The sequence below is a fragment of the Skermanella mucosa genome, from assembly GCF_016765655.2.
Lineage (GTDB): Bacteria > Pseudomonadota > Alphaproteobacteria > Azospirillales > Azospirillaceae > Skermanella > Skermanella mucosa.
On sequence record NZ_CP086107.1, the window covers coordinates 370,266 to 395,467 of the forward strand.

Here is a 25,202-nt window from a genome sequence, read left to right on the forward strand (position 1 = left end):
CCGGCGCGCCGCCCCTGTCCTCCGCGCGCGCTGAGCAGGACCGAGTGCCGTGAGGTTCTCGACCTGCTGCACGGCGAGCGCGGCGGCGCCATGAAGACCAGGGTGTTGTCGAGTTGCTGGCCGACCTCGGCGTGACGCGCAGCCACAGCCGGCCGCAGCAGTTCAACGACAATCCGTTCTCCGAAGCGCAGTTCAAGACGCTGACGGACCACCGCGCCTTCTTCGACCGCTTCGGCTCGATCCAGTAGGCCCGACGTTTCGGACCCTGCGGATGCGGAACACGCCGATTTTACGAATGTATCGGTTCGTATCCGACCGCCCGTACCACCATACTCCCGGCTGTCCTTGTCAGGCTGTGCCGTTTTATTGGTATGGCAAAAAATAACTCATCGTAATTGAGTAGCGGGGTGCTGATCATTACTTGATCATTGGAGTCCATTTCTGATTTCGGATGTATTCGAGATAAGCTCGCACGGCCGCGCTCGAATGCCGCCGGCCGGGATAGTAAAGATACCAACCTGGCAGATTCTGCTTCCAGTCGGTGAGAAGTTCGATGAGCCTGCCTCGTTCAACATCATCACGGACATAATCCTCAAACAGGTGAGCGATTCCCGATCCCGCGAGCGCGGCCTGGAGTTCCTGATGCGCTGAACTCAGCGTCAACCGACCTTTCGGCGTGATTTCCAATTGGTCGCCGTCCCTCACGAATTTCCACGTCACCAGGGTCCCACCAGGGAAACGGCGGCGAATGCAGTCGTGCTGCAGGAGATCGCGCGGTGAGTCGGGTCGACCGCGCTTACGAAGATAATCTGGCGAGGCCACGATCGCATATCGCAAGGCAGGGCCCAGGGGCATGGCGATCATGTCCTGGGCGAGTTGGCCTCCGAAGCGCACGCCGGCGTCGAAGCCTTGCTCCACGATATCGATGATTGCAGCATCACTGACGATCTCGACGTTAATGTCGGGATAGATTTTCATGAACTCAAAGGTCAGGGGGCACAGGACGTGGTCGGCGGCCGGACCCGGTGCATTGATCCGCACGGTGCCGGATGGGCGCTCGCGAAGCTGATTGAGATCGTCGACCGCTGTTCTGATGTCGTGAAGAGCGGGCCTCAGCCGCTCGAGAAGCTGCATGCCCGCTTCAGTAGGAGCGACGCTACGTGTCGTTCGGTTCAGCAGCCGAATGCCCACCGCTTCCTCCAGCACGCTGATCGACTGACTGATGGCGGACGACGAAACGCCCCTGCCAAGTGCCGCGGCTCTAAAGCCACCACAGCGCACGACGTCCTCGAAGATCTCCAAGCTGTCAAGGCGTAATGGTCGCATTGCAAAGCCCTGCTTAATAAGCTGATCCGTTTTGATCAGCTTATCCGCACGCTCGATCCGTGTCATCCCTATGAGGACATGTCGCGAGGCCGCGCCACCGATACTCGCGGTTCTTACCGCTGACGCTGAAATCGGACGCGGCACCTGCGATCAGGTATCTGGACGGGATCAAAACAATGGGTGGAATAACACTGAATCGTAGAAAGATCATGCTGACAGCCGCTTCGGCCTTCACGGGATCGATGTTGCCGACCGGCATGGCCCTTGCGCAAGCTGCTTCCGTCGCGTCGCTCCCGGCCCGGGTTGGAAATGCCGGCCATTACCGCCTTCGCGTCGGCGACATCTCGGCGACCGTGTTGAGCGACGGGCTGATCGGCGGCCCTCCGCGGGTCTATGCCAGCGATGCGCCGGAGGCGGAACTGCAGGATGTCCTGAGGCGCTCTTTCCTGCCGACCGACCGCCTGACGCTCAATCTCAATACGCTTCTTATCGAGACGAATGACAGGCGGATCCTTCTCGAAGCCGGAGCCGGACAGACCATGGGTCCGCAAGGCGGTCGCGTCTTCGAGAACCTGGCCGCCATAGGTCTACGGCCCGAGGACATCGATGTCGTGGTCGTCTCGCACACGCACCCGGACCATGTCGGCAACCTTCGAACCGCGGACGGCGGCACGGCATTTCCGCAGGCGACCGTCTTTGTGCCTCGTGCCGATTGGGACTTCTTCGTCCGCAACGATCCGGACCTCTCCTACATGCCGGTTCCAAAGGATTTCCGCCGCAGTTTCGCAGCGGCCATCAAGCGGAGCGTCGAACCCGTCACCAACGGGATCGAGTTGTATGAAGCGGGCGCGGAGATCGTCCCTGGGCTGACCACGCTTCCAGCATTCGGCCACACCCCCGGCATGGCGAACTTCCTTGTTCAATCCGGGACCGATCAGCTCCTGCTTACGGCCGATCTCGCCTATCACCCGATCGTCAATGTCGACCGGCCCTGGGTGCCGGGGCCGGATCGCGACAAGGACACCGCACAAGCCTCCCGCCGCCGCATCTTCGACATGGCGGCGGCAGACCAGATCCTCGTCCTCGGCTTCCACTTCCCGTTCCCGGGCCTTGGCCGAATGCTCAAGACGGACGCCGGCTATGCCTGGGTCCCGGTCAATTGGCAGTTCTGAGGGGTTAGCAGCATTTGGGGACATCCGTCGGAACCGCCAGGACTTCTCCGGCGTCCTGGGATGTTTTCAGTGACGTCGTCAGCACAGGGCGGCACGCTCCGTCTGCGAACAAGCTCTCAACGCAGATAGTGGATGTGGGGCCGCGCCGAGTGGGCGGGCAGCTCGATGCGCGCCTCGACCGAGAAGACGTTCCTCAGCAGGTCCTCGGTCAGCACATCGGCCGGGTGTCCGGACGCGACGACCCTGCCCTGCCTCAGGACGACCAGCCTGTCGCAGAACATGGCGGCGTGATTGAGATCGTGAAGCGCGATGATGCTGGTGACCGGGAGACCGGAAACGAGCCTGAGAAGGCCGATCTGGTGCTGGATGTCGAGGTGGTTGGTCGGCTCGTCGAGGATCAGCTCCTGGGGCGTCTGCGCCAGGGCCCTCGCGATGTGGGCGCGCTGCTTTTCGCCGCCCGACAGGCTTTGCCAGGAGTCGTTGCGTTTCTCCGCCATACCCGACTTCGCCAGCGCGTCCTCGACCGCCTCCTCGTCAACCGGCGACCAGCCCGAGAACATGGAACGGTGCGGGAACCGGCCGAGCTTCACGACATCGACGACCTTCAGGTTGGCGTTCGTCGTCGCGTGCTGCTCGACGAAGGCGACGCGCCGAGCGATCGACTGGCGCGAGATCGCCCGGACATCCTTCCGGTCGAGCATGACCCGACCGGAATGCGGCCGCTTCAGCCCGGCGAGCAGGCGCAGGAGGGAGGTCTTGCCGGACCCGTTCGGCCCGAGCAGGCCGAGCATCTCGCCCGGTTCGGCCTCCAGGGAGACCGCGTCCAGCACGGTCTTGCCGGCGATCCTCCAAGTAAGCTGTTCGGCCTTGATGCTCATGACGCGCGCTGGAACCGGTAGAGGATGAGCGAGAAGAAGGGCACGCCGACCAGTGCCGTGACGACGCCGACCGGCAGCGTCTGCTGCGGGATCAGGACCCGCGAAGCGATGTCCGCCAGCACCATGAAGATCGCTCCGGCGATCGCGCAGGCCGGCAGCAGCCGGATATGCGTGGGCCCCACGAAGAAACGCGCCGCATGCGGCACGACCAGGCCGACGAAACCGATCGAGCCGACCATGCTGACGATGGTGGCCGTCATCAGGGCGGTCAGGGCGAAGAGCGTGATCCGCGCCCGACCGACATTGACCCCGAGCGCCGACGCCGCTTCGTCGCCGAAGGCGAAGGCATCGAGGACCCGCGCGGCGGTCAGACAGGTCGCAAGCCCGAGGCCGACGACGATGGAGACCAGCATGAACTCGGGCCAGCGGACGCCGCCGAAGCTGCCGAGCAGCCAGAACATCACGTCGCGTGCCTGCTGCGCATTGCCCGAGGTCGTGACGATGTAGGACGTGGCGGCATTGAAGAGCTGCGACGCGGCGACGCCGGCCAGGATCGTGCGGTCGGCGCCGCCGCGCGTACCGTTCGACAGCAGCGCGACGAAGAGGAAAGCCGCGAAGGCTCCGGCGAAGGCACCCGCCGACAGCGACAAGGCTCCGGACCCGATGCCGAGGATGACGATCGCGACGGCGCCGGAGGAGGCGCCGGCCGATATCCCGAGGACATAGGGTTCGGCGAGCGGATTGCGCAGGAGCGACTGCATGATCGCCCCCGACAGCGCCAGGCCGGCGCCGCAGAAGGCCGCGACCAGCGCCCGGCTGAGCCTGTAGTCCCAGATCACGGTCTCGTGGATGCGGCTCAGTTCGACCGTCGTCCATCCCAGCCGGTTGGTCACGGCGGACCAGGTCGTGGAGAGGGGGATCGGCAGGTCGCCGATGCCCACGCTGATTCCGACGACGAGGGCGATGGCCAGCAGGGAGGCCAGGAACGTGCCTCCCAGGACGGTCAGCCGGCCGACGATGCGCTGCGTTCCGGTCACTTCACCAGACCGAGGGTCTTCAATTGCCCTGCCACCTGCTCGGCGCCATAGAGGGTGCGGACGGTCGGGTTCATCGCCTGGCCGTCCATGACGACCATAGCCTTGTTCTTCACCGCGGGCATTTGGCTGACGGCCGGATCGGTGGTCAGGAACTTGATCTTGGCTTCCGACTTGTCGAGCTCCCACCGGTTGCGGTCGAGGCTGGCGACGACGATGACATCGGGATTGGCGGCCATGATGCCTTCCCAGCCGAGCGTCGGCCATTCGGCCTCCGTCGTGATGGCGTTGGTGCCGCCGAGCAGATCGACGATGAAGCCGGACGCACCGTTCTTGCCGCCGAGAAAGGCGTCGGCGGACGGCGACGGGCTCGAGAACCAGAAGACGTAGGAGAGCTTCCGGTCGGCCTTCGGGACGACGGCGCGGAGCGCCGTCTCGCGCGCCTTGAAATCGGCGATCAGCGCCTGGCCGCGATCGGCGACGTCGAAGATCCGCGAGAGCTCGTCGATCTCCTTGTAGAGCAGGTCTATGCTCCAGAGTTGCGCGCGGCTGCCGTAAACGTCCTTGGCACCTTGGGTATCGAGGCATGTACTGGGCGACAGGTAGGTCGGGACGCCGACCTTGTCGAAGTCCCCGCGCTTGGCGACCTTGCTGTTCGGGCCGAGCAGGCTGGGCAGCGCCGCCGCGACGAAGTCCGGGTCTTCGGCGAGGATGGATTCGAAGGTCGGGAACTCGACGGTCAGGAGCTTGACCTTCGCGTTGGCCTCGGCAAGCTCGGGCAGGACCGCGCTGGGCCAGAAGGCGGTTCCGACCATCCTGTCCTGAAGGCCGAGGAGCAGGAGGATCTCGGCGCTGTTCTGGCCGAGGCCGATCACCCGCGACGGAGCCTTCTGGAAGGTGACCTGCGTCCCGCAGTTCTCGACGGTCAGCGGATAGCGCGTCGGCTCGGCCGAGGAGGGGGTCGCGCCAAGGCCGACCAGAGCAAGCAGGCCCGAAACGGTCAGGAGTGATTTCAAGAAGTTCATGGGAGCGTCCTAAGCCGGGTGGTCTTCTCGGTTGGTCGAGGATGGTCCGCCTGCGCGCGCGCATCCAATAGTGCGAATGCGTCTCAAGAACAAGGTGTTTCTATCCGCCGGCGTGGCGCGAGCCGTCCCGATGACGCGGGTCCGTCGGCTGGAGGACGTTTCCACCCCGGCGCCGACGGCTTGTCGCGCGTGTTTCCCGTTTTCGGGCAGTGCCGCCGACCGCACGCTCCCGCACCCTCCGAACCCGGAAGACGCTGGTGCCTGGGCAGGTCGTCGCGGCGGCCCAGCCCGACCGTCAAGAAAGCTTCTTCGACACTTCACGGCAACGTCATCCGCGATCGATTAAGTTTCCTGCTGGAAACCACGGTTCGATTGCAAAGGATGATCGAGGAAGCCATGCTTCACATCACCGGGATGGGGGTGACCTATCCGAACGGCGTGCAGGCGCTGAAGCCGATCACGCTCGCTTTCCGGCCCGGCGAGTTCGTCGTCCTGCTCGGCCGGTCGGGTGCCGGCAAGTCCACGCTCCTGCGCTGCCTGAACGGCCTGGTGGCACCGACCGAAGGAGAGGTCCGGGTCGACGGCCTCGGCCGGCTGTCCGAGCCCGGCGTGCTTCGGCACCACCGCCGGCGGACCGGCATGGTGTTCCAGCACCATCACCTGATCGGCCGCCTTGCCGCACTGTCCAACGTGCTGACCGGCCGGCTCGGCTATCATTCGCCGTGGCGCACGCTGCTGCCGCTACCGCGGGCGGACCGGCTGGTGGCGCTGGAGTGCCTGGATCACGTCGGGCTCAAGGACCGTGCCCTGACCCGGGTCGACGAGTTGAGCGGCGGACAGCGCCAGCGGGTCGGCGTCGCCCGGGCGCTGGCCCAGGAACCGGCGCTGATCCTCGCCGACGAGCCGGTGGCCAGCCTCGATCCGGAGAGCGCGGCGGAGGTCCTGAAACAGCTCCGGGACATCTGCACGGCGGACGGCATCGCGGCCGTGGTCAGCCTGCATCAGGTCGACCTGGCCCGCCGCTTCGCCGACCGGATCGTCGGCATGGCGAACGGGTCGGTGGTGGCGGAGGTCGCCTCCGGCGAGCTGTCGAAAGCGCTGGTCGACGAGATCTACCGCGCGCCGGCCGCACCGGCGCCATCCCCCGCCGTTTCCCGCATCCGGCCCGGGCCGGCCGTTTCCGCCCAAGCGAAACTCCCCGGCGAAAATCCCAAAGCGAAAAAACCAGGAGTCCTGATCCCATGAAGCTGCTGCCGACCCTGTTCCTCGCCGCCGCCGTCGGCCTCGCCGCCGGACCCGCGGCCACCGCCGCCGAGCCCGACCCGTCCACCCTCAAGGTGGCCCTGCTGCCGGACGAGAACGCCTCGACCATCATCAAGAACAACAAGCCGCTCCAGGACTATCTGGAAACCTCGCTCGGCAAGGACGTCGAGCTGGTCGTCACGACCGACTATTCGTCCATGATCGAGGCGATGCGCTTCGGACGCCTGGATCTCGCCTATTTCGGCCCGCTGTCCTACACGCTCGCCAAGTCGAAGGCGGAGATCGAGCCGTTCGCCGCCATGGTGCGGGACGGCGAGGCGACCTACCGCTCCGTGCTGATCGGCAACGTCGAGGCCGGCGTCGACGGCGTCGAGGATGTCCGGGGCAAGGACGTGGCGTTCGGCGACACCGCCTCGACGTCCAGCCACCTGATCCCGAAGTCGATCCTCCAGAAGGGCGGCCTGACGGCCGACGAGGCCTACCGGCAGCATTTCGTGGGCTCGCACGACGCGGTCGCCATGGCTGTCCAGAACGGCAACGCCCAGGCCGGCGGCCTCAGCAAGCCGATCTTCGAGAGCATGGTCAACCGCGGGCTGGTGAGCCGCGACAAGGTGGCGGTGATCACCGAGTCCGCCCCGTTCCCGCAATATCCCTGGACCATGCGCTCGGACCTGGAACCCGGGCTGAAGCAGCGCATCCGGGCCGCCTTCCTGGACCTGAAGGACCCCGCCGTGCTGAAGCCCTTCAAGGCCGACGGCTTCGCGCCGATCGCCGATGAGGACTATGACGTCGTCCGCGACCTGGCGACGCTCCTCGGCCTCGACCTGACCCAGTAGCGGCAAGCCGCATCCCGTTCACCGCAACCAGGAGGGATGGCGCGATGACCGCAACCATGCCCGATACCGACGCGATCCTCGCCGCCCAGGACAGGCGGTGGCGCTCGACCGCGACCGCCGGCGCGCTGGTCGCCGCGATCGTGCTGGCAAGCGCCGCCTACAGCGGCCTGCTCGACCTCGACCGGCTGTCGGAGGGCCTTCCCGCCCTCTGGCAGCTCGCCACCGAGATGGTGCCGCCCGATTTCAGCCGGGCGGCCGACTGGTGGCTGCCGCTGCTCGACACCTTCGCCATGAGCATCGCCGGCACCGCCCTGGCCGTGGCATTTTCCCTGCCGCTGGGTTTCCTGGCGGCGCGCAACACGGCGCCCAGCCCGATCGTCTACCGGCTGACCCGCACCCTGCTGAATGCCCTGCGCTCGGTCCCGGAGCTGATCATGGGCATCATCTTCGTCGCCGCGGTGGGCTTCGGAACGCTGCCCGGCGTCCTGGCCCTCGGCATCCACTCCATCGGCATGGTCGGCAAGTTCTTCGCCGAGGCGATCGAGCATGTGGACGAGCAGCCGGTCGAGGCCGCCCGGGCCGCCGGCGCGTCGCCCTTCCAGGTGATCACCCACGCCATCCTGCCGCAGGTCTTCCCGCAGATGGCCGATGTGACGATCTACCGGTGGGAATACAATTTCCGGGCCTCCACCGTCCTCGGCACCGTCGGGGCGGGCGGCATCGGCTTCGAGCTGATCTCCGCCCTGCGCATCATGAACTACCAGGAGGTCCTGGCCGTCATGATCGTCGTCCTCGCCATGGTCACACTCGTGGACGGCGTCGGCTCCGCCCTGCGCCGCCGCACCAAATAGCAACAGTCGGAATCTTCCATGACCGCTCCCAAGATCGTCGTGACAAGCCGCGTCCATGCCGAAACCCTGGCCGACCTGGAAGGCCGCGGGCGCATCGTCGTCAACCGGGACGGCACGCCGTGGCCGGCGGCCCGGCTGGCCGAAGAGATCCGCGATGCCGCCGCCGTGATGGCCTTCATGACGGACCGCATCGATGCCGCCGCGGTGGCGGCGGCCCCCGCGCTGCGCATCGTCTCGTGCGCGCTGAAGGGCCACGACAATTTCGACGCCGAGGCCTGCGCCCGGGCCGGCGTATGGGTCAGCATCGTGCCGGACCTTCTGACGGTGCCGACGGCGGAACTGACGGTCGGCCTGATCATCGGACTGGCCCGGCACGTCCCGGCGGGCGACCGTCACGTGCGCGGCGGCGCCTTCGCCGGCTGGCGGCCCGAGCTTTACGGGACCGGCCTCCAGGGCAGCCGGATCGGCATCATCGGGATGGGCGCGATCGGACGTGCCATCGCCGAGCGGCTCGCCGGGTTCGGCGCCGACCTCGCCTATTGGGACCGCCGGCCGGCCGACGATGCGGTCGGATTTGCGCCGGGGCTGCGCCGGCTGGACCGGGCCGACCTGTTCGCCACCTCCGACATCCTGGTGGTGGCGCTCCCGCTGACCGACGGGACTCTGCACCTGATCGACCGCGCCGCCCTGGCAACCGTCAAGCCCGGCGCCCTGCTGGTCAATCCGGCGCGCGGCAGCGTGGTCGACGAGGCGGCGGTCGCCGACGCGCTGGCCGCCGGTCGCCTGGGCGGCTACGCCGCCGACGTGTTCGAGATGGAGGACTGGGCCCGCCCGGACCGGCCGCGCGGGATCGATCCGCGGCTGCTCGCCGACCGCGACCGCACGCTGTTCACGCCCCACCTGGGATCGGCGGTCGCCCGGGTCCGCCTGGCCATCGAGCGCGAGGCGGCGGCGAACATCATCGACGTGCTGGAGGGCCGGGCACCGCGAGGTGCCGTCAACCGGCCCGACGCGGCGGCCCTGGGACTCCGGGCCGGGACGGCGTGATGCTGAACCTCTGGCACGTCGCCGCCTTCCTGGCGGTGGCCGAGACCGGCAGCTTCCACGAGGCGTCGCGGCGCCTCGGCGTCGCCCAGCCGACGGTGTCCCTGCATGTCAGGAGCCTGGAGGAGGCGCTGGGTGCCACGCTGATCGTCCGCGGCCGGGCGCGCAGCATCCCCAGCACCGACGGCCGCCGGTTCCTGCCCCATGCCCGCAGCCTGATGGCGGTGGCCGACCGGGCGCGCCGCACGATCGCCGGGCGGCATGTCGGCATCGGCGCCAGCAGCAACATCGGCATCTACCTGCTTCAGCCGCACCTGAAGCGCATCGCGGAGCTGGAGGGCGGCAGGGTCCGGTTCGAGCTCGGGATCGGCCCAAATCCCGACATCGTCGCCAAGCTGGAAACGGGCGAGATCGACATCGCGGTCCTGGAATGGTGGGACGACCGCCCCGGGTTCGTGGCGCGGCGCTGGCGGCGCGAACGGCTGGTCATCATCGTGTCGCCGGACCATGCCTGGGCCGGCCGCGCCGGCGTCACGGTGGAGGAACTGGCGACCCAGCCGCTGCTGGGCGGCGAGCCCGGCACCGGGACCGGCACGCTGCTGCGCCGGGCGCTGGGCGACGCGGCCGAACTGCTGCGCGTGGACCGGGCGCTGGGCAGCACCGAGGCGGTCAAGCATGCGGTCAGGGCCGGGCTCGGCGTGTCGCTGGTGGCCGAGAGCTCGGTGGCCGAGGAGGTGCGGCACGGCACGCTGGCGGCCGTCTCCCTGGACGGCGTCACGCTGGAGAAGGACCTCCAGGTCGTGCTCCCGGCGGCGCTGCCGGACGGTTCGGCCCCCGCGCGCATCGCCGGCCTGCTGCTCGCCTGACGGGGCGGCATCAGGCTCCAGGGCGAAGCGGATCTGGCACCTCGACGAAACGGACCGTACCGGATCTTATCCGATGTCGGCACGGGGGCGTCCCGCCCGTCCTCGGGACGGAACCGCCGCTTCGGCCGGGGCCGTGTCGATAGGAAGGGAGCTCGCGATGAAGGTTACCCAGCATCTCTGGTTCGAGAAGGACATGGAGGCGGCGGTCCGCTTCTACACGTCGCTGATCCCCGGTTCCCGGATCGGGGAAACCGCGGCGATCATGGCCGACACGCCGTCCGGTCCGGCCGGGAGCGTCAGGATCGTCACCTTCAGGCTCGGTGACCAGGACTACATGGCGATCGAAGCCGGGCCGCTCGACCCCTTCAACCACAGCTTCTCGATCATGGTGGAGTGCGACACCCAGCAGGAAATCGACCGTCTCTGGGATGCCCTGAAAGAGGGCGGGACCGTGGAACAGTGCGGCTGGCTGAGAGACCGCTGGGGCCTGTCCTGGCAGATCGCGCCGAAGCGGCTGAGGGAGCTGATGGGAGACCCTGACCCGGCCCTCGTCCGAAGGGTGACCGAGGCGATGCTCGGGATGGTCAAGCTGGAGATCGACGCGCTGGAGGCGGCGGCGCGGGGCTGATGCCCTGCGACACACGGACCCGTCGGGCCTGCGATCCCCGGATGGTCATGCCGATCACCCGGGGACCGCGCGGATCCCGTCGTCCAGCGCTGTCCGGACCTCACCCGAGATCCACGACGGCAGGCGGCCCGGCGCTTCGGCGACCCACTCCAGGATCGCCCTCACCTTGTCGGCGACACCGGCGTCTCCTCGATAAGCTTCGACCTGACCTCGGCGGGCGCGCCCTCCGCCCAGAGCAGCAGGGCGTCCAAAGCCGGACACAGGGACTGGCCCCATTCCGTCAGGTGATACTCCACCTTCGGCGGAACCTGGTGGTGGACGATGCGCCCGACGACGCCATCGCTCTCCAGCTGGCGCAGTTGCTGGATCAGCATCTTCTGGGAAACGCCGGGGATCGACCGCTCCAGATCGGAAAAGCGCCGCACCTGGCCACCGAACAGCTGGAACAGGATCACGAGCTTCCACCGGCCCTCCAGAACCCGGAGCACGTTCTGCACGCTCTGAGCCCCGGAATGAGGCGTGTAGGAGGCCCGCTTACCTTCAGGTGAGTACCTTACTTTTTCGTCCGTACTTGTCATCCGGAAAGCCTAGTAGCAATTTTCCACCGACGCAAAGTAATCCAGGAGAGAGCATGTGAACACTCCGCCACCTGAAGGCGGACGGCTTCTGAAGCAAGCTATGCGGCAACCCGCTGGCTTGACGCTTCAAGGCTCGCTCCTAGCCCCTTTGACCACGGGAATGCCCGATGCTTGATGACTTTTGCCGCGTGAATGTCGCGATCTTCAACCGTCCCGCAACCGGGACAGTCGTGGATGCGCTCACTCAGCGTCTTCGGTGTCACCCGTCCGCAGCAGTCGCATTCCTGGGAAGTTCCGCGCGGGTTGACCTTCGCGACCAGACCACCAGCGTATGCTGCTTTGTAGTCGGTGAACGAGATCAGCTGGCCCCACGCGGCATTGAGTACGGACTTGGCAAGCATGCCGCTGGCGAGCGCGGTGATGTTCAAGTCCTCGAAGGCGATGTGAGAGTAGCGGTTGACCAGATCGCGGGAGACTTTGTGGGCAAAGTCCCGCCGCTGGCTGGCCGTCCGGGCGGCGTGCCGAGCCAACCGCATCTTCGCCCGCAGTCTGCTCTTGCTGCCCCGCTTGCACCGGGCGAGGGCACGCTGGAGGCGTCGCTGTTTCTTCGATGCCTTGCCGATCCACTTCGGCGTCGGCACCCTGCAGCCGTCCGACGTGGCGACCAGACTGGTCAAGCCGACATCGACGCCAACCGCCTCCCGGAACGGGTGCGGGCCGTAGGCGTCCGGTGTCTCGACCGAGAAGCGGATGTACCATTTACCGCAGGACCGCATCACGACGGCGGTACTGATCTTGGCTCCAGCCGGAAGATCGCGGTGCCACCGCACCTTGATCTCGCCGGGGATGCCGACGACGGTGATTTTTCGGTTCCTGCAGATTGTCAGTCCGTCACCGACCCGGAAGTCGGCACTGTCGAACATGCTTTTCGCCCGGAAACGGGGAAAGCCGCCCTTGCCTCTCCTGACCCTGCCGAAGAACGCCTTGAATGCTTTGTCCAGGCGGCGGACGACTTGCTGTTCGGCCGAGTAACTGTAACCGGCCAGCCGTTCGTCCGCCAGCCGAACCGCTTTCAGTTCGTTGGCCTGATCGATGTAGCCGAGCGATTTGCCCCGCCGCTGGTATGCCTCGATACGCTGCTGGAGACAGGCGTTGTAGAGGTCGCAGAAGCTTCCAAGCATGTCGGTCAGCCCGGCGGCCTGCGTCGGATTCGGAAAGAGGCGGTATTTGAACGAACGGAGCATGAACATAGGATACCGGACATCCGTCTCGTCACAACTGCTCAAGGGTATTCGCCCTTTGGGCGACCGCCTTTCCTCCGCCGCCTGAAGGCGGCGGTCCCCAGCCGGAGGCTCTGATGGACACGAGAATGCCGATCGCGATCGCCGCCCTGGAGATCGCGTGATGCCCGCCCTTATCGATCCGGCCGAGTTCCAGGGGCGCCGCGTCGTCGTTACCGGCGGCACCAAGGGTACCGGCCGTGCGACGGTCCAACGATTCCTGGCGGGCGGCGCCCAGGTCCTGACCGCCGCTCGCAGCGGTGCGCATGGCCCGGAGGGGGCTCGGCTCGTGGAGGCGGATCTGACCACGCCGGAAGGATCCTCGAGGCTCGCCGAGGCGGCCCTGGAGCACCTCGGCGGCGTGGACATTCTGGTGCATGTTCTGGGGGGCTCCACCGCGCCGGGTGGGGGATTCGCGGCCCTGACGGACGATGACTGGCGCGCCGAGCTCGACCTGAACCTGCTTTCGGCGGTGAGGCTCGATCGAGCCTTGCTGCCGCAGATGATCGCGCGCGGCGAAGGGGCCGTCGTCCACGTCTCGTCGATCCAGAGGCAACTGCCGCTGTACGACTCCACGACGGCCTATGCGGCCGCCAAGGCCGCCTTGACCACCTACAGCAAGGCGCTGTCCAAGGAACTCGGGCCCAAGGGCGTGCGGGTCAACGTCGTCTCGCCGGGCTGGATCTACACGGAAGCCTCGGACGCCCTGATCACCCGGATCGCCGAGAGCACCGGCGGGACGCCGGAGGCGGCGCGCCAAAGCATCCTGGACGCCCTTGGGGGCATCCCCCTGGGACGTCCGGCCCGGCCCGAGGAAGTGGCCGAGCTCATCGCCTTCCTGGCCTCGGACCGGGCCTCGGCCATCCACGGCGCGGAACACGTCATAGACGGCGGAACGGTGCCGACGGTCTAGCGGTCCCGCACAGTGGTATTGATCGATATGTCGTAGGTCGGCCTCGGCCGAAGGCCGACGCCGACAACATGGCCGGAGCGGTGACGCAGGGTGTCGGCGTTCGCCCTGACGGGCGAAGGCCGACCTACGGCACTTGATCGCCGGATCGCGTCCCGCGGCGTCGTGCAGGAGCGCCGTGGGACACGATCCGGCACGAACCCTCAGCCGATCGATCCAAGAAAGTCCGAAAGGATGAGGTTCACCTGCTCCGGTTGCTCGAGCGTCGCGCTATGTCCGCAAGCGTCGAGGATATGGAGACCGCACCCGATGCGCTCCGCCATGACGGCGCTCTCCGCGGCGGGGCGGGACCGGTCCTCGCGTCCGGCGACGATGACGGTGGGAGCCCGGACCCTGTCCAGGACGTCCAGGGCATCCTCCCGGCCGAATATCAGGCGACCGAGAGGTGCTATTGTCTCGCGCAGGCGGGCCGCGTCATACCGGGCGATCTGGTCGCGCAGGAGGATCGGCAGGTCCGGAGACCGGGTCGCGACATCCGGCGCGAAGAAGAGCGGGATGATATGCGACAGGATCGCGTCGTTCACCCGTCCGTCGCGCTCGACCGCATCCAGCATGCCGAAATAGGTGCGACGGTTCGCTTCCGGTTCCGCGCCGAGATAACTGTTGAGCAGGGCGAGGCCGGTAACCCGCTCCGGTGCCATGGCCGCGAGATGCGCGCCCCACATGCCGCCCATCGACGAACCGACCACGGCGAAGCGCTCGATGTCGAGGCGGTCCATCAGGGCGAGCATCTGCGCGGCGAGATCGGCATGCCGGCGCGTGTCCGCCGGCATCGGCCCGGAGTCGCCATGGCCCCACATCTCGGGGACGATGAGGCGGTATCGCGAATGCAGGGCATCGATCTGGGGCCGCCACATCCGCCAGTCCCAGAGATAGCCGTGGCCAAGAAGCACCGCCGGCCCCCGGCCGCACTCGACCATGGAAAGCGGGCTGCCGGCGATCTTGAAAACGCGGCGGGTGGGCGGGTTGCTTTGAGTCGTCATCGTCTTCCCCGTGTGATGGGTGGCGGCCGCAGGGCCGCCGGTTCCCGGCATGGCTTGATGCCTCGCCGGGTCGCCGAAGGGCGGTTGCCGGAGCGCCGGCCTACAGGCCGTGCCTGGCGCGGAGCCGCGCCGCCGCCTGCTCGCCGATGATCGCGCACGGCGCCTGGGTGTTGCCCGTGGTCACGCGCGGCAGGATGGAGCCGTCCGCGACCCGAAGGCCTTCGACGCCATACACGGCGAGCGACGAGTCGACGACCGACATGTCGTCGCGCCCCATCTTCGCCGTGCCGCATTGATGCCAGTAGGTGACGGCCGAATCGCGGATGAAGGTATCCTCCTCGTCGGCAGGGAGGACGCCCGGAATGGCCTCGCGCGTGACATAGGGCTTGAACGCCTCGGCGTTTCCGAGAGCGCGGCACAGCCTGACGCAGGCCCGGGCCGTTTCCAGGTCGGCCGGGTCGGACAGCATGTTGGCGTCGATGGCCGGCGGCTTGCGGGGATCGGCATCGCGCAGCCGGACGCGACCGCGGCTCTTCGGCAGCGCCAGCCCCGCGAACATCGTCCAGCCATGCTCCGGCACGCCGAGCGCCGCGGTGCGCTCGCTCGGCACCGGAAACTCGACCTGGCAGAACAGCAGGTCGGGGGCATCGAGTTCGGGTCGGCTCTTCCAATACAGCGTCGCTTCGCTGCCGCTGTTGCGGGGCGCGATCGCCTCCTTGCATTCCCAGGTGCAGCCGAAGGAGACATGGTCCTGCATGTTCCGCCCGACTCCGGGCAGATGCCGGACGACCGGGATCGAATGCCGCTCCAGTTCGGTCCGGTCGCCGATACCCGACAGCATGAGCAGCTTGGGCGTGTTGATCGCGCCGGTGGACAGGATCACCTCGCAGCCTGCCCGGATCGCGAAGATGCGTCCGTCCTTCTCGACCTCGACGCCGCATGCCCGGCGACCATCGAACAGCACGCGCCGCACCTGGGCGCCGGTCAGGATGGTCAGGTTGGAACGATCGGACCAGGGATGGACATAAGCCCGGTACAGCGACTGGCGCCGGCCGTCGCGGACCAGCATGTCGGTCAGGGCCGCGCCGCCCGGCCCTTCCATCATGGCGCCGTTCGGGCTCTCGAACGTCGGGATGCCCAGTTCGCGCGCCGCGCCCAGCATCGCGTGCGCGAGCGGGTTGGGATCCTGGGCGGGCTGGACCCAGACGGGGCCGTCGGTGCCGCGGTAGCGCGGGTCCGGGGTCCCCCGCCAGTTCTCGATCCGCCGGTAGATGTCGAGGACCGATTCGTAGCCCCATGCGGCATTGCCGGCTTCGGACGCGAAGAAATCCCAGTCGTTACGATGGCCCCGCGCCCACACCATCACGTTCACGCTCGAGCCGCCTCCCAATCCCTTGCCCATCGACATGGACAAGGCGCGGCCATGTAGATGCGGGTTGGGTTCGGCCTGGAAGCCCCAGTCGCGCTCGCTTCCGAGGTTGGTCGGCCAGCGGGCGGGATCGAGCACCGATTCTGCCTCATCGCTTCCGCCGGCCTCGATCAGGAGGACCCGCACGTCGGGATTCTCGGCGAGACGACGGGCGATGACCGAACCCGACGCACCTGCGCCGCAGACGATGAAATCATGGTCGCTATCCGGTTCGGCGGCGAACCGCCGCCGATGTTCCTGCGGGCGATGGCTTGGCATCGTTTTTTCCTTTTTCGCGGATGCTTGTCGAGGGCCGGCGGTGCGGGGGAGCCGGCGCCGAAGATCGGGGAAAATCAGCGCCTCTTGAGCGGGCTTTCCGTCGCGGCCTGGTCGATCACGTCGGCGACGACCTTGGGCTGGGTCATGAAGACCGCGTGGCTGGCCGGCACCTCGGTGACCTCGGCGCCGATGCGGTCTGCCATATGGCGCAGCATGCGGAGGTCGAACGCCTTGTCGTCGGTCGCGATGACGGCCCAGCTCGGCCTGGAACGCCATGCGGCCTGGGTCAGCTTGGTCCCGAAGGCCGACAGGTTGATCGGCACCTGCGAATCGCGCATGAAGGCCGCGTCCGCGTCGCTCGCATCGGCGGCGAAGCCGATCTTGAAATTCTCCGCCTTCACGACGCCGAAGCCGTCACCCTGCGTGTCGATGACGAATTCGGCGGGTGTCACGAAGCCTTCATATTGCTGGGCCGTCGTCTCGCCCGCGTCGGGCGAGAGGGCGGAGACATAGACGAGGCCGGCGACCTTCGGATCGACGCCGGCTTCGGTGATGACCGTGCCGCCCCAGCTGTGGCCGACGAGGATCGTCGGGCCGTCCTGCCTGGCGAGCGCGCGCTTCGTCGCGGCGACGTCGTCGGCGAGCGAGGTCAGCGGGTTCTGGACGATGGTGACGCGATAGCCCCGCCGCGTCAGATCGTCATGGACGCCGCGCCACCCCGACCCGTCGGCGAAGGCGCCATGGACCAGCACGACGTTGCGGACCGCCCGCTCCCCGACACCATGGGGGCCGTGGTCGGGCTGTTGAGCTTGGGCGGCGAACGGCAAGGCGGCCAGGATCGCGGCGACGGCGGCGGCGCGAAGACTGTTCATCATGGGAGACTTCCTTTCTTGAAGGATGGATGGCTCAGGCGGCCAGCGTGAGGCGAACGTCAAGGCCGCCGCGGGTGGCGTGCGAGTAGGGGCAGACGACATGCGCCTGCTCGACCAATTCCCGGGCGAGGCCGGCATCGATCCCCGGCAGGGCGATGGTCAGCGCGACGTCGAGCCCGAAGCCCTGGCCGTCGTCGCGCGGGCCGATGCCCACGGCGGCGGTGACGCTGACGTCGTCGGCGATCTTCACCTTGCGCTTGCCAGCGACGACCTTGAGCGCGCCAAGGAAGCAGGCGGCATAGCCCGAAGCGAACAGCTGCTCGGGATTGGCGCCTTCGCCGCCGGCCCCGCCGAGTTCCTTGGGCGTGACGAGCGCGACGCTGAACGCGCCGTCGGTGGTGGCGGCGCGGCCGGTGCGGCCACCGGTCGCCGTGGCTGCGGTGCGATAGAGGATGTTCATGGCTCAAACTCCATATCTCAATAACTGTTATTGCGATAATAATGTGCTTAACACCCGGCCGCTCCGTCGTCCAGAGAAAAATATCGCGATATTTATTTTCGCGATTGTATAGCCTATATAGCGGGTGAAGGAGCATGCCATGACGAACGAGACCAACCGCCCGGTCCCCCTGGACGACCAGCTCTGCTACGCCATCTATTCGGCGGGCATCGCGATCCAGCGCGCCTACAAACCCCTGCTCGACGCGCTCGGATTGACCTATCCGCAGTATCTCGTGCTCAACGTCCTGTGGCGCGAGGACGGGCAGACGGTCGGACGCATCGCCGAGCATCTCGCGCTCGAATCGAGCACGCTGACGCCGCTGCTGAAACGGCTGGAGACGGCCGGCCTGATCCGACGGACGCGCAATCCGGAGAACGAGCGGCAGGTCGTCATCGCGCTGACAGACCAGGGGCGCGCCCTGGAGAACAGGGCCGGATGCCTCGGCGAAACCCTGCTCGAGGCATCCGGCCAATCCCCTTCGGAACTGGGAGAGCTTAATGTGAAGGTCAGGCGGCTGCGGGATGAGATCTACAGCCGCATCGGGCGCTGGAGCCTCGACCGTATCTGAAACCGGTGCGCGGTCGTGACGGGATCGGGTGAACACTCCGCCGCCTGAAGGCGGACGGCTTCTGAAGCAAGCTATGCGGCAACCCGCTGGCTTGACGCTTCAAGGCTCGCTCCTAGCCCCTTTGACCACGGGAATGCCCGATGCTTGATGACTTTTGCCGCGTGAATGTCGCGATCTTCAACCGTCCCGCAACCGGGACAGTCGTGGATGCGCTCACTCAGCGTCTTCGGTGTCACCCGTCCGCAGCAGTCGCATTCCTGGGAAGTTCCGCGCGGGTTGACCTTCGCGACCAGACCACCAGCGTATGCTGCTTTGTAGTCGGTGAACGAGATCAACTGGCCCCACGCGGCATTGAGTACGGACTTGGCAAGCATGCCGCTCGCGAGCCCGGTGATGTTCAAGTCCTCGAAGGCGATGTGAGAGTAGCGGTTGACCAGATCGCGGGAGACTTTGTGGGCAAAGTCCCGCCGCTGGCTGGCCGTCCGGGCGGCGTGCCGAGCCAACCGCATCTTCGCCCGCAGTCTGCTCTTGCTGCCCCGCTTGCACCGGGCGAGGGCACGCTGGAGGCGTCGCTGTTTCTTCGATGCCTTGCCGATCCACTTCGGCGTCGGCACCCTGCAGCCGTCCGACGTGGCGACCAGACTGGTCAAGCCGACATCGACGCCAACCGCCTCCCGGAACGGGTGCGGGCCGTAGGCGTCCGGTGTCTCGACCGAGAAGCGGATGTACCATTTACCGCAGGACCGCATCACGACGGCGGTACTGATCTTGGCTCCAGCCGGAAGATCGCGGTGCCACCGCACCTTGATCTCGCCGGGGATGCCGACGACGGTGATTTTTCGGTTCCTGCAGATTGTCAGTCCGTCACCGACCCGGAAGTCGGCACTGTCGAACATGCTTTTCGCCCGGAAACGGGGAAAGCCGCCCTTGCCTCTCCTGACCCTGCCGAAGAACGCCTTGAATGCTTTGTCCAGGCGGCGGACGACTTGCTGTTCGGCCGAGTAACTGTAACCGGCCAGCCGTTCGTCCGCCAGCCGAACCGCTTTCAGTTCGTTGGCCTGATCGATGTAGCCGAGCGATTTGCCCCGCCGCTGGTATGCCTCGATACGCTGCTGGAGACAGGCGTTGTAGAGGTCGCAGAAGCTTCCAAGCATGTCGGTCAGCCCGGCGGCCTGCGTCGGGTTCGGAAAGAGGCGGTATTTGAACGAACGGAGCATGAACATAGGATACCGGACATCCGTCTCGTCACAACTGCTCAAGGGTATTCGCCCTTTGGGCGACCGGCTTTCCTCCGCCGCCTGAAGGCGGCGGTCCCCAGCCGGAGGCTCTGATGGAAACACTGTGCGGCTTGGGCGCGGCTGCGCCCCGATACTCGTGGGGTTGGTGGATGGGGCAGCCGCAGGTGCCGGATCCGTCCGCTCGTCAGCTCGTCCTCATGCTGGAGCATCGGGGACGCGGCTGATCAGCTCCCGCTCCAGGGAACTGCCATCATGTTCCCTGTCGCGGTCCAGGGTTCACTCCAGGTGCGGTCCATTCCTCTCCCCCTCCGTTACAGGCGGACAGGATCGGGGAAGCCGGCTACCGGATGATTTCAAGTTTCAGCAACAGTATTGCAGACGTAATCCTGGCGGTGTCCGGCCTTGCAAAGGAAGCATCGGCCGGCACCGGATGGACGGGTTCCGGCAAGGCCCGTCACCCTGCCCTGCCGGACCCCATCCGTCAGCTTGCCTGGGCAGCGGCGAACGAGCCGTACCGGCTGAGCGGCCGCGTCACCGCTCGCCGTCCATCTCGGCCAGCTTGCGCACGCGGCGGCGGAAATCCTCGTCGGCCGAGAACTCGGCCTGGAGATATGAGGTGACCAGATCCTTGGCGAGCCACGCGCCGACGATCTGCGCCCCGATGCACATCACGTTGACGTCGTCGTGCTCGACCGACTGGTGCGCCGAGTGAACGTCGTGGCAGACCGCGGCGCGGATGCCTTTCACCTTGTTGGCGGCGATCGACGCGCCGACGCCCGTGCCGCACACCATCAGCCCCCGCTCCGCCTTGCCCTCGATGATCGACGAGGTCACCGTCCTGGCGATGTCGGGGAAGTCGACCGGGTCGGGATCGTAGGAACCGGCGTCGTGGACCTCGTGGCCCAGCGATTTGATGTGCTCGATGATGGTCGCCTTGAGGGGAAAGCCGGCGTGGTCGGAACCGATGACGATGCGCATGCTGAAGAATCTCCGGAGTCTATTGGGCGATCAGGCGAGGCAGCCACAGCGTGAAATCCTTCGCGAAGGTGAGGATCGCAAGCGTTGACAGGAGCGGGACGTAGAAGGGCAGCAACGCCCTGAGGAGCTGTCTTAACGAAACCTTGGCGATGTCGGACACGAGGAACAGCGACAGTCCCATCGGCGGAGTCACCAGGCCGACCATCAGGTTGAAGATGGTGACGATGCCGAGCTGCACCGGGTCGACCCCGGCGAGCACGAGCGGCGGCGCGATGATCGGAACCAGCAGCAGGGTCGCCGTCGTCGAGTCGAGGAACATGCCGGCGATGAAGAAGATGAAATTGGCGATGATGAGCAGGACCATCGGGTCCTTGGAGAGCGTCAGCAGCGCCGCGGCGAAGGTCTGGGGCACCTGCTCCACCGCCAGGATCCAGCCGAACAGCGCGGCGGCGGCGACGATGATCAGGATCGCCGACGAGCTGCGGGCCGTCAGCACGGCCGAGTTCCACAGGTGCTCGACGCTGAGCTCGCGGTAGAAGACGGCGCTGATGACGATGACATAGACCGCCGTGATCGCCGCGGCTTCCGTCGGCGTGAAGGCACCGGCAGTCATGCCGGCGATCATGAGCGCAGGAGCGACGATGGCCGGCAGCGCGGGCAGGAAGTCGCGCACGACCTCCCGGGCCGTCGGCCAGCGGTCGGCACGCGGGTGCTTGTGGCGGACCGCGACGATGAACACGGTCACCATCAGCATGAGCGTGCAGACCAGCGCCGGCATGATGCCGGCCACCAGCAGCTGCACGATCGACACGCTCGTGATCGACCCGTACACGATCAGGGGGATCGACGGCGGAAAGATCGGCCCGAGCGTCGCCGACGCCGCGGTGACCGCCCCGGCGAAGGAAGCATCGAAGCCGCGCTTCTTCATGGCGTCGATCTCGATGCGTCCGAGGCCGCCGATATCGGCGAGTGCCGCGCCCGACATGCCGGAGAAGATCAGGCTGCCGAAGACGTTGACCTGCGCCAGCCCGCCCGGGATGCGGCCGACCAGGGTATAGGCGAAGCGGAAGATGCGGTCGGTGATTCCCGACAGGTTCATCAGGTTGCCGACGAAGATGAACAGCGGCACCGCGACCAGCGGGAAGGAGTCGAGCGCGTAGGTGATGCGCTGGGCCAGGAGGCCGAGCGGCAGGCCCTCGATCAGCACATAGGCGATCGAGGGCAGCAGGATGGCGTAGACGACCGGGAAGCCCAGCATGAAAAGCGCCAGGAAGGCGACGACGACGGCGAAACCCATGGTAATTCAGACCGCGATGTTGGTGTCGGCCTGCGGCGGCTTGCGCAGGTGGAGGAGATGGATGAGCGCCGCGCCGGCAAAGCCGAACAGCGTCGCCCCGAGGAAGATCCAGAACGGGATGCCGAGCGTCGGCGTCGCGTTGCTGAGGTTTCGCGAGATGTTCGTCGCGGTGACGTAGGCGATGAAGCCGGTGGCGGCGATCGCCAGGATCGAGATGGCGAGGTTCACGATACGGCGGGGAAGTGCGGGCATCATCGCCTTGAACTCGCCCATGACGATGTTCTCGCCGTTCTTGACCACCAGCGGGTACGCGCCGAAGATCAGGCAGATCAAAAGGAAGCGCGTGAACTCCTCGGCCCCGATGAACGGCAGCACGAAGACGCCGCGCATGATCACCTGCGCCGTGGGTACCAGCACGAGCCCGGCCATCACCACGACGACGAACGCCGTGAGAACACGTTCGGCAATGCGCATGTCTGTCTCCTGTCAGCTGGAGCCTGTCTCCCGGCGAGGGAGACCAAGGCCGCGCGGGATGGCCGGGGGAGGGGTCCCGCCGGCCGTTGCCGCTACTTGACGGCCTGGATCTGCTCGATCAGGGGCGTGAAGTTCGGGAAGTCCCGCGCGATCTGGGCGCCGACCTTCTCGCGGAAGGCGGCGATGTCCAGCCCGTCCGCCTCGGTGATGACGGTCATGCCGCGGCCCTCCAGTTCCTTGACGAGCTTGGTTTCGCCCTCCTGGGCCATCTGGAGCGATCGCTTCGCCTCGTCGTCGAGCACCTTGGTGATCGCCGTGCGCTGCTCCTCGGTCAGGTCCTGCCAGACCTCCTCGTTGACGAAGACGGCGAGGACGGCGCGCATGTGGCCGGTCATCGCGATGTGGGACTGCACCTCGTTGAGGTTGTTCGACGCGATCATCGTCAGCGGGTTCTCCTGGCCGACGACCACGCCGGTCATCAGGGCGGTCGGCAGCTCGGCCACCTCGACCGGCGTGGGGATCGCGCCGAAGCCCTTCACCATCGATACCCAGAGTTCGAGCGGCACGGCGCGGAACGGCTTGCCGGCAAGGTCGGCCGGGCTCTTGACCGGGAAGTTGGACGAGATCTGGCGATCGCCCCGGTAGATGCGGCCGATGATGCGCACGCCCTGGGCGACCAGCTTCTCGTTGATCGCCTGGAGCGCCGGCGAGGTCGCCGGGTCGGTCGCCCTCAGCGCGTGTTCGCCGTCCCGGTAGATGAAGGGGGCGTTGAACACCGCCACTTCCGGCACGAGGCGCGCGAGCGAGGCGAAGTCGTGATGGCCCATCTGGATGGACCCCATCCTGACCCCGTCGACCATCTCGGCGACGCCGCCGAGCTGGCTCGCCGGATAGACCGTAACCGTGACATCGTCGCCGGTGGCCGCGGCGATGCCCTTCGCGGCTTCGGCCGCGTAGATCGTCTGGATGTCGCCCTCGGCGCCGACATGCGCGTAGCGCAGTTCGGCCGAGACGGCCGCTCCGGTCATGGCGAGCGCGACGACTGCGCCAGTCATGGCACCGATGATCGTCCTGTGCAGCACGTGAAGATCCTCCCCGTTTGTTTATGCCCGTTGGTCAGGCTAGGTGGTCAGGCCCGTTAGTCAGGCCCGGTGGTCAGCTCTGCGGCCTCCGTGCGAAGACCGAGATCAGGCTGCGCCGGCGGAACTCGTCGCCGATCGCGAAATGGTCGCGCAGCTTGCGATCGGCAGCATCCGCGTCGCGGTCCATGATCGATAGGAACACCTCTCGGTGCGCCTCGACGAGGTACTCGACGATCCCGGGCTCCGAAACCGTCACCGCGCGCCGCTGGACGTGGCTTCGGCGCAGCAATTCGCCGATCGCGCCGTAGAGCGTGGCAAGCGCGTCGCTGTGCCCGGCCTCGACGATAGCCCGATGGAAGGCGAAGTCCGCGGCACCTCCCTCGACGGGATCGTGCAGCGTGTCCATCAGGCGGGTCAGGCTGGTGCCGATGAGCTTCAGGTCGGTTTCCGTCGCGCGCTCGCAGGCGAGCCGGATCGCCTGGCACTCGATGGCTATGCGCGCCTGCATGACGTCATCGAGGATGTCGGGCTGCTGGGCGAGGCTGAAGGTGAAGAAGTCGGACAGCACGTTGATGTCGGCCTGCCGGACGTAGGCGCCCTTGCCGTGGCGGATATCGAGAAAGCCGAGCATGGCCAGCGAGCGCAGCGCCTCGCGCAGCAGCGGTCGGGAGACGCCCAGCTTGAGCGCAAGCTCGCGCTCGCCCAGCAGGCGTTCACCGGGCCTCAGCGAGCCGTCGAGCAGCGCGTCGCGGAAGAAGGCGAACACCTGCTCCGCGCCCGAAAGATCGTCGCCTTTGGCAAGAATGGTCGACACCGACGGCCCTCCCCGAACTGGCCTTACACTGGTCAGACCACTAAACCGTAATCCGCCTCCGCTTGTCAAGCGATAGCCCCGGCTGCCGTGGTCACCCGGATCCGCGACCTGGATGCGGGTCGGCCGGCGGGTTTGTCTTGTCAACCCGGCCTGACCGATGGCAAGGGGAGAGAGTCTGCCGATGAGGCAGCCGGAACCGAAAGGAATTCCATGGATCGCGACCAGGCGCGCGCCGAGTACCGCCGGATCCTGGCAGGCGTCGTCCGCCACCACGAAGCCCTGGGACCGTCATGTCACTTGGGCAGCGACGGCGCAGGTCGCCAAGCGGCTTGGCCTGAGGGTCAAGGCCGGCGTCATCGAGGCCGATGACGACGCGATGATGCTGGTGTCCGACCTGGCGCTCTACGGCCGCGTCGCCGGGTCGAGCCGGGCGATCGACCGATATGCCAGGGCGGCCTCGGGATCACTCGACGCCTTCGACCGGAAGCTGCTGGAGGCCTTGCGCCGCAACTGGTTCTCCGTCCTGCGGCTCACTGCGCGGCATCCTGTGGCCGGCTGGTACGCCGACGACCTTCTGCTCAGCCGGACCGGGCTTTGGCTGATGAACGAATCGCTGGAGCAGTCGGCACCCGCGGGCGGAAGCCTGGCCATCCGGCTGTTCGAGTTCGGTGGCTTCGTCCTCGCGACCGGTGCCGCGGCTCCGCTGACTGATACCGTGCTGGCGGGGCTGCGTGACAGTCTGTGGGCGCAGCGCAAGCCGGGGGCGCTGAGTGACGCCGAGGTCATCACTCTCTACCGGCTGACGATGTCGCTCGGGCTGGTGGCACGGCCCAAGAACGCTCTCGACGCGGGCTGAGGAACCGAGGATGCTCAGGCGGCGGCGCGCACCGCAGGCACCCCGGACTGTCCCCGATCCGGTAGCGGCGTCGGCTCATGACGTGATCGGAGGCGCGGAA

Annotated in this window: 26 protein-coding genes and 1 pseudogene; 11 read left to right on the forward strand and 16 right to left on the reverse strand. The window is 67.0% G+C overall.

The features are described from left to right. Positions 1–66: 66 nt before the first annotated feature. Positions 67–245, forward strand: a pseudogene (locus JL100_RS36605) (IS3 family transposase); the annotation flags it as partial. A 172-nt stretch (positions 246–417) separates the two neighbouring features. On the opposite strand, the gene JL100_RS31585 reads toward JL100_RS36605, so the two are convergent. Next, a complete protein-coding gene (locus tag JL100_RS31585) occupies positions 418–1,392 on the reverse strand; it encodes a LysR family transcriptional regulator (protein WP_228421501.1) in 975 nt (324 codons plus the stop codon). Positions 1,393–1,535: 143 nt separating this feature from the next. Here JL100_RS31585 and JL100_RS31590 point away from each other — a divergent pair, with 143 nt between their 5' ends. Then, positions 1,536–2,498 carry an MBL fold metallo-hydrolase gene (locus JL100_RS31590; RefSeq protein WP_228421503.1) on the forward strand — a complete coding sequence of 321 codons (963 nt, stop codon included), beginning with the start codon at positions 1,536–1,538 and terminating at the stop codon, positions 2,496–2,498. 116 nt (positions 2,499–2,614) lie between these two features. On the opposite strand, the gene JL100_RS31595 is transcribed toward JL100_RS31590, so the two are convergent. The 3 genes from JL100_RS31595 to JL100_RS31605 are packed head-to-tail and all read right to left on the reverse strand — an operon-like array spanning position 2,615 to position 5,435. Beyond that, the gene (locus tag JL100_RS31595; RefSeq protein WP_202684153.1) at positions 2,615–3,376 is read right to left on the reverse strand and encodes an ABC transporter ATP-binding protein; all 762 of its coding nucleotides are present in this window, start codon (positions 3,374–3,376) and stop codon (positions 2,615–2,617) included. After that, positions 3,373–4,413 carry a FecCD family ABC transporter permease gene (locus tag JL100_RS31600; protein ID WP_407697039.1) on the reverse strand — a complete coding sequence of 347 codons (1,041 nt, stop codon included), beginning with the start codon at positions 4,411–4,413 and terminating at the stop codon, positions 3,373–3,375. Before JL100_RS31600 ends, JL100_RS31595 begins: the two co-directional genes overlap by 4 nt. Continuing rightward, positions 4,410–5,435, reverse strand: a complete 1,026-nt coding sequence (locus JL100_RS31605) for an ABC transporter substrate-binding protein (RefSeq protein ID WP_202684152.1) — start codon at positions 5,433–5,435, stop codon at positions 4,410–4,412. The genes JL100_RS31600 and JL100_RS31605 overlap by 4 nt, the downstream gene beginning before the upstream one ends. Positions 5,436–5,816: 381 nt before the next feature. Here JL100_RS31605 and phnC point away from each other — a divergent pair, with 381 nt between their 5' ends. The 6 genes from phnC (at position 5,817) to JL100_RS31635 (ending at position 10,923) form a co-directional block, all read left to right on the forward strand. Beyond that, a complete protein-coding gene (gene phnC, locus JL100_RS31610; protein ID WP_228421681.1) occupies positions 5,817–6,680 on the forward strand; it encodes a phosphonate ABC transporter ATP-binding protein in 864 nt (287 codons plus the stop codon). Continuing rightward, a complete protein-coding gene (gene phnD / locus JL100_RS31615; protein WP_202684150.1) occupies positions 6,677–7,534 on the forward strand; it encodes a phosphate/phosphite/phosphonate ABC transporter substrate-binding protein in 858 nt (285 codons plus the stop codon). Before phnC ends, phnD begins: the two co-directional genes overlap by 4 nt. A 44-nt stretch (positions 7,535–7,578) precedes the next feature. Continuing rightward, positions 7,579–8,385 (forward strand): phosphonate ABC transporter, permease protein PhnE, encoded by an 807-nt coding sequence (gene phnE, locus JL100_RS31620; protein WP_202684149.1) that lies wholly within the window; start codon positions 7,579–7,581, stop codon positions 8,383–8,385. Positions 8,386–8,403: 18 nt separating this feature from the next. After that, positions 8,404–9,432, forward strand: a complete 1,029-nt coding sequence (locus JL100_RS31625) for an NAD(P)-dependent oxidoreductase (RefSeq protein WP_202684148.1) — start codon at positions 8,404–8,406, stop codon at positions 9,430–9,432. Next, positions 9,432–10,295 carry a LysR family transcriptional regulator gene (locus JL100_RS31630; RefSeq protein ID WP_202684147.1) on the forward strand — a complete coding sequence of 288 codons (864 nt, stop codon included), beginning with the start codon at positions 9,432–9,434 and terminating at the stop codon, positions 10,293–10,295. The genes JL100_RS31625 and JL100_RS31630 overlap by 1 nt, the downstream gene beginning before the upstream one ends. A 157-nt stretch (positions 10,296–10,452) precedes the next feature. Next, positions 10,453–10,923 carry a VOC family protein gene (locus tag JL100_RS31635; protein ID WP_202684146.1) on the forward strand — a complete coding sequence of 157 codons (471 nt, stop codon included), beginning with the start codon at positions 10,453–10,455 and terminating at the stop codon, positions 10,921–10,923. A gap of 161 nt (positions 10,924–11,084) precedes the next feature. Here JL100_RS31635 and JL100_RS31640 read toward each other — a convergent pair whose 3' ends face one another. Continuing rightward, the gene (locus tag JL100_RS31640) at positions 11,085–11,501 is read right to left on the reverse strand and encodes a winged helix-turn-helix transcriptional regulator (RefSeq protein ID WP_228421506.1); all 417 of its coding nucleotides are present in this window, start codon (positions 11,499–11,501) and stop codon (positions 11,085–11,087) included. Positions 11,502–11,599: 98 nt separating this feature from the next. Further along, positions 11,600–12,751: an RNA-guided endonuclease InsQ/TnpB family protein gene (locus JL100_RS31645; protein WP_228421507.1), complete on the reverse strand. Its 1,152-nt coding sequence runs from the start codon at positions 12,749–12,751 to the stop codon at positions 11,600–11,602. Positions 12,752–12,905: 154 nt separating this feature from the next. On the opposite strand from JL100_RS31645, the gene JL100_RS31650 reads away from it, so the two are divergent. Beyond that, complete coding sequence (locus JL100_RS31650) at positions 12,906–13,694, forward strand: SDR family oxidoreductase (RefSeq protein WP_202685732.1); 789 nt, start codon at positions 12,906–12,908, stop codon at positions 13,692–13,694. A 200-nt stretch (positions 13,695–13,894) separates the two neighbouring features. Here JL100_RS31650 and JL100_RS31655 read toward each other — a convergent pair whose 3' ends face one another. The 4 genes from JL100_RS31655 to JL100_RS31670 all read right to left on the reverse strand — a co-directional run bounded on the left by JL100_RS31655 (position 13,895) and on the right by JL100_RS31670 (position 17,753). Next, positions 13,895–14,734: an alpha/beta fold hydrolase gene (locus JL100_RS31655; RefSeq protein WP_202685733.1), complete on the reverse strand. Its 840-nt coding sequence runs from the start codon at positions 14,732–14,734 to the stop codon at positions 13,895–13,897. A gap of 100 nt (positions 14,735–14,834) precedes the next feature. After that, the gene (locus JL100_RS31660) at positions 14,835–16,421 is read right to left on the reverse strand and encodes a GMC family oxidoreductase (RefSeq protein ID WP_202685734.1); all 1,587 of its coding nucleotides are present in this window, start codon (positions 16,419–16,421) and stop codon (positions 14,835–14,837) included. Positions 16,422–16,495: 74 nt separating this feature from the next. Then, positions 16,496–17,293, reverse strand: coding sequence for an alpha/beta fold hydrolase (locus JL100_RS31665; protein WP_202685737.1), 798 nt, complete (start codon positions 17,291–17,293; stop codon positions 16,496–16,498). Between the two features lie 34 nt (positions 17,294–17,327). Continuing rightward, complete coding sequence (locus tag JL100_RS31670; protein WP_202685735.1) at positions 17,328–17,753, reverse strand: organic hydroperoxide resistance protein; 426 nt, start codon at positions 17,751–17,753, stop codon at positions 17,328–17,330. Positions 17,754–17,892: 139 nt separating this feature from the next. Here JL100_RS31670 and JL100_RS31675 point away from each other — a divergent pair, with 139 nt between their 5' ends. Further along, positions 17,893–18,363, forward strand: coding sequence for a MarR family winged helix-turn-helix transcriptional regulator (locus JL100_RS31675; RefSeq protein ID WP_202685736.1), 471 nt, complete (start codon positions 17,893–17,895; stop codon positions 18,361–18,363). Between the two features lie 71 nt (positions 18,364–18,434). On the opposite strand, the gene JL100_RS31680 is transcribed toward JL100_RS31675, so the two are convergent. The 6 genes from JL100_RS31680 to JL100_RS31705 all read right to left on the reverse strand — a co-directional run bounded on the left by JL100_RS31680 (position 18,435) and on the right by JL100_RS31705 (position 24,246). Further along, entirely contained in the window at positions 18,435–19,586 is a 1,152-nt protein-coding gene (locus JL100_RS31680; RefSeq protein WP_228421511.1) for an RNA-guided endonuclease InsQ/TnpB family protein, read from the reverse strand. Positions 19,587–20,132: 546 nt separating this feature from the next. Further along, on the reverse strand, positions 20,133–20,579 hold the full coding sequence (rpiB, locus tag JL100_RS31685; protein WP_202685232.1) for a ribose 5-phosphate isomerase B: 447 nt from the start codon (positions 20,577–20,579) through the stop codon (positions 20,133–20,135). Positions 20,580–20,598: 19 nt separating this feature from the next. Continuing rightward, the gene (locus JL100_RS31690) at positions 20,599–21,876 is read right to left on the reverse strand and encodes a TRAP transporter large permease (protein WP_202685233.1); all 1,278 of its coding nucleotides are present in this window, start codon (positions 21,874–21,876) and stop codon (positions 20,599–20,601) included. A gap of 6 nt (positions 21,877–21,882) precedes the next feature. Further along, entirely contained in the window at positions 21,883–22,350 is a 468-nt protein-coding gene (locus JL100_RS31695) for a TRAP transporter small permease (RefSeq protein ID WP_202685234.1), read from the reverse strand. A gap of 92 nt (positions 22,351–22,442) precedes the next feature. Next, positions 22,443–23,405 carry a TRAP transporter substrate-binding protein gene (locus JL100_RS31700; protein ID WP_202685235.1) on the reverse strand — a complete coding sequence of 321 codons (963 nt, stop codon included), beginning with the start codon at positions 23,403–23,405 and terminating at the stop codon, positions 22,443–22,445. 100 nt (positions 23,406–23,505) lie between these two features. Next, positions 23,506–24,246 (reverse strand): FadR/GntR family transcriptional regulator, encoded by a 741-nt coding sequence (locus JL100_RS31705; RefSeq protein ID WP_202685236.1) that lies wholly within the window; start codon positions 24,244–24,246, stop codon positions 23,506–23,508. Between the two features lie 181 nt (positions 24,247–24,427). Here JL100_RS31705 and JL100_RS31710 point away from each other — a divergent pair, with 181 nt between their 5' ends. Further along, complete coding sequence (locus JL100_RS31710) at positions 24,428–25,102, forward strand: hypothetical protein (RefSeq protein WP_202685237.1); 675 nt, start codon at positions 24,428–24,430, stop codon at positions 25,100–25,102. Positions 25,103–25,202 lie beyond the last annotated feature (100 nt).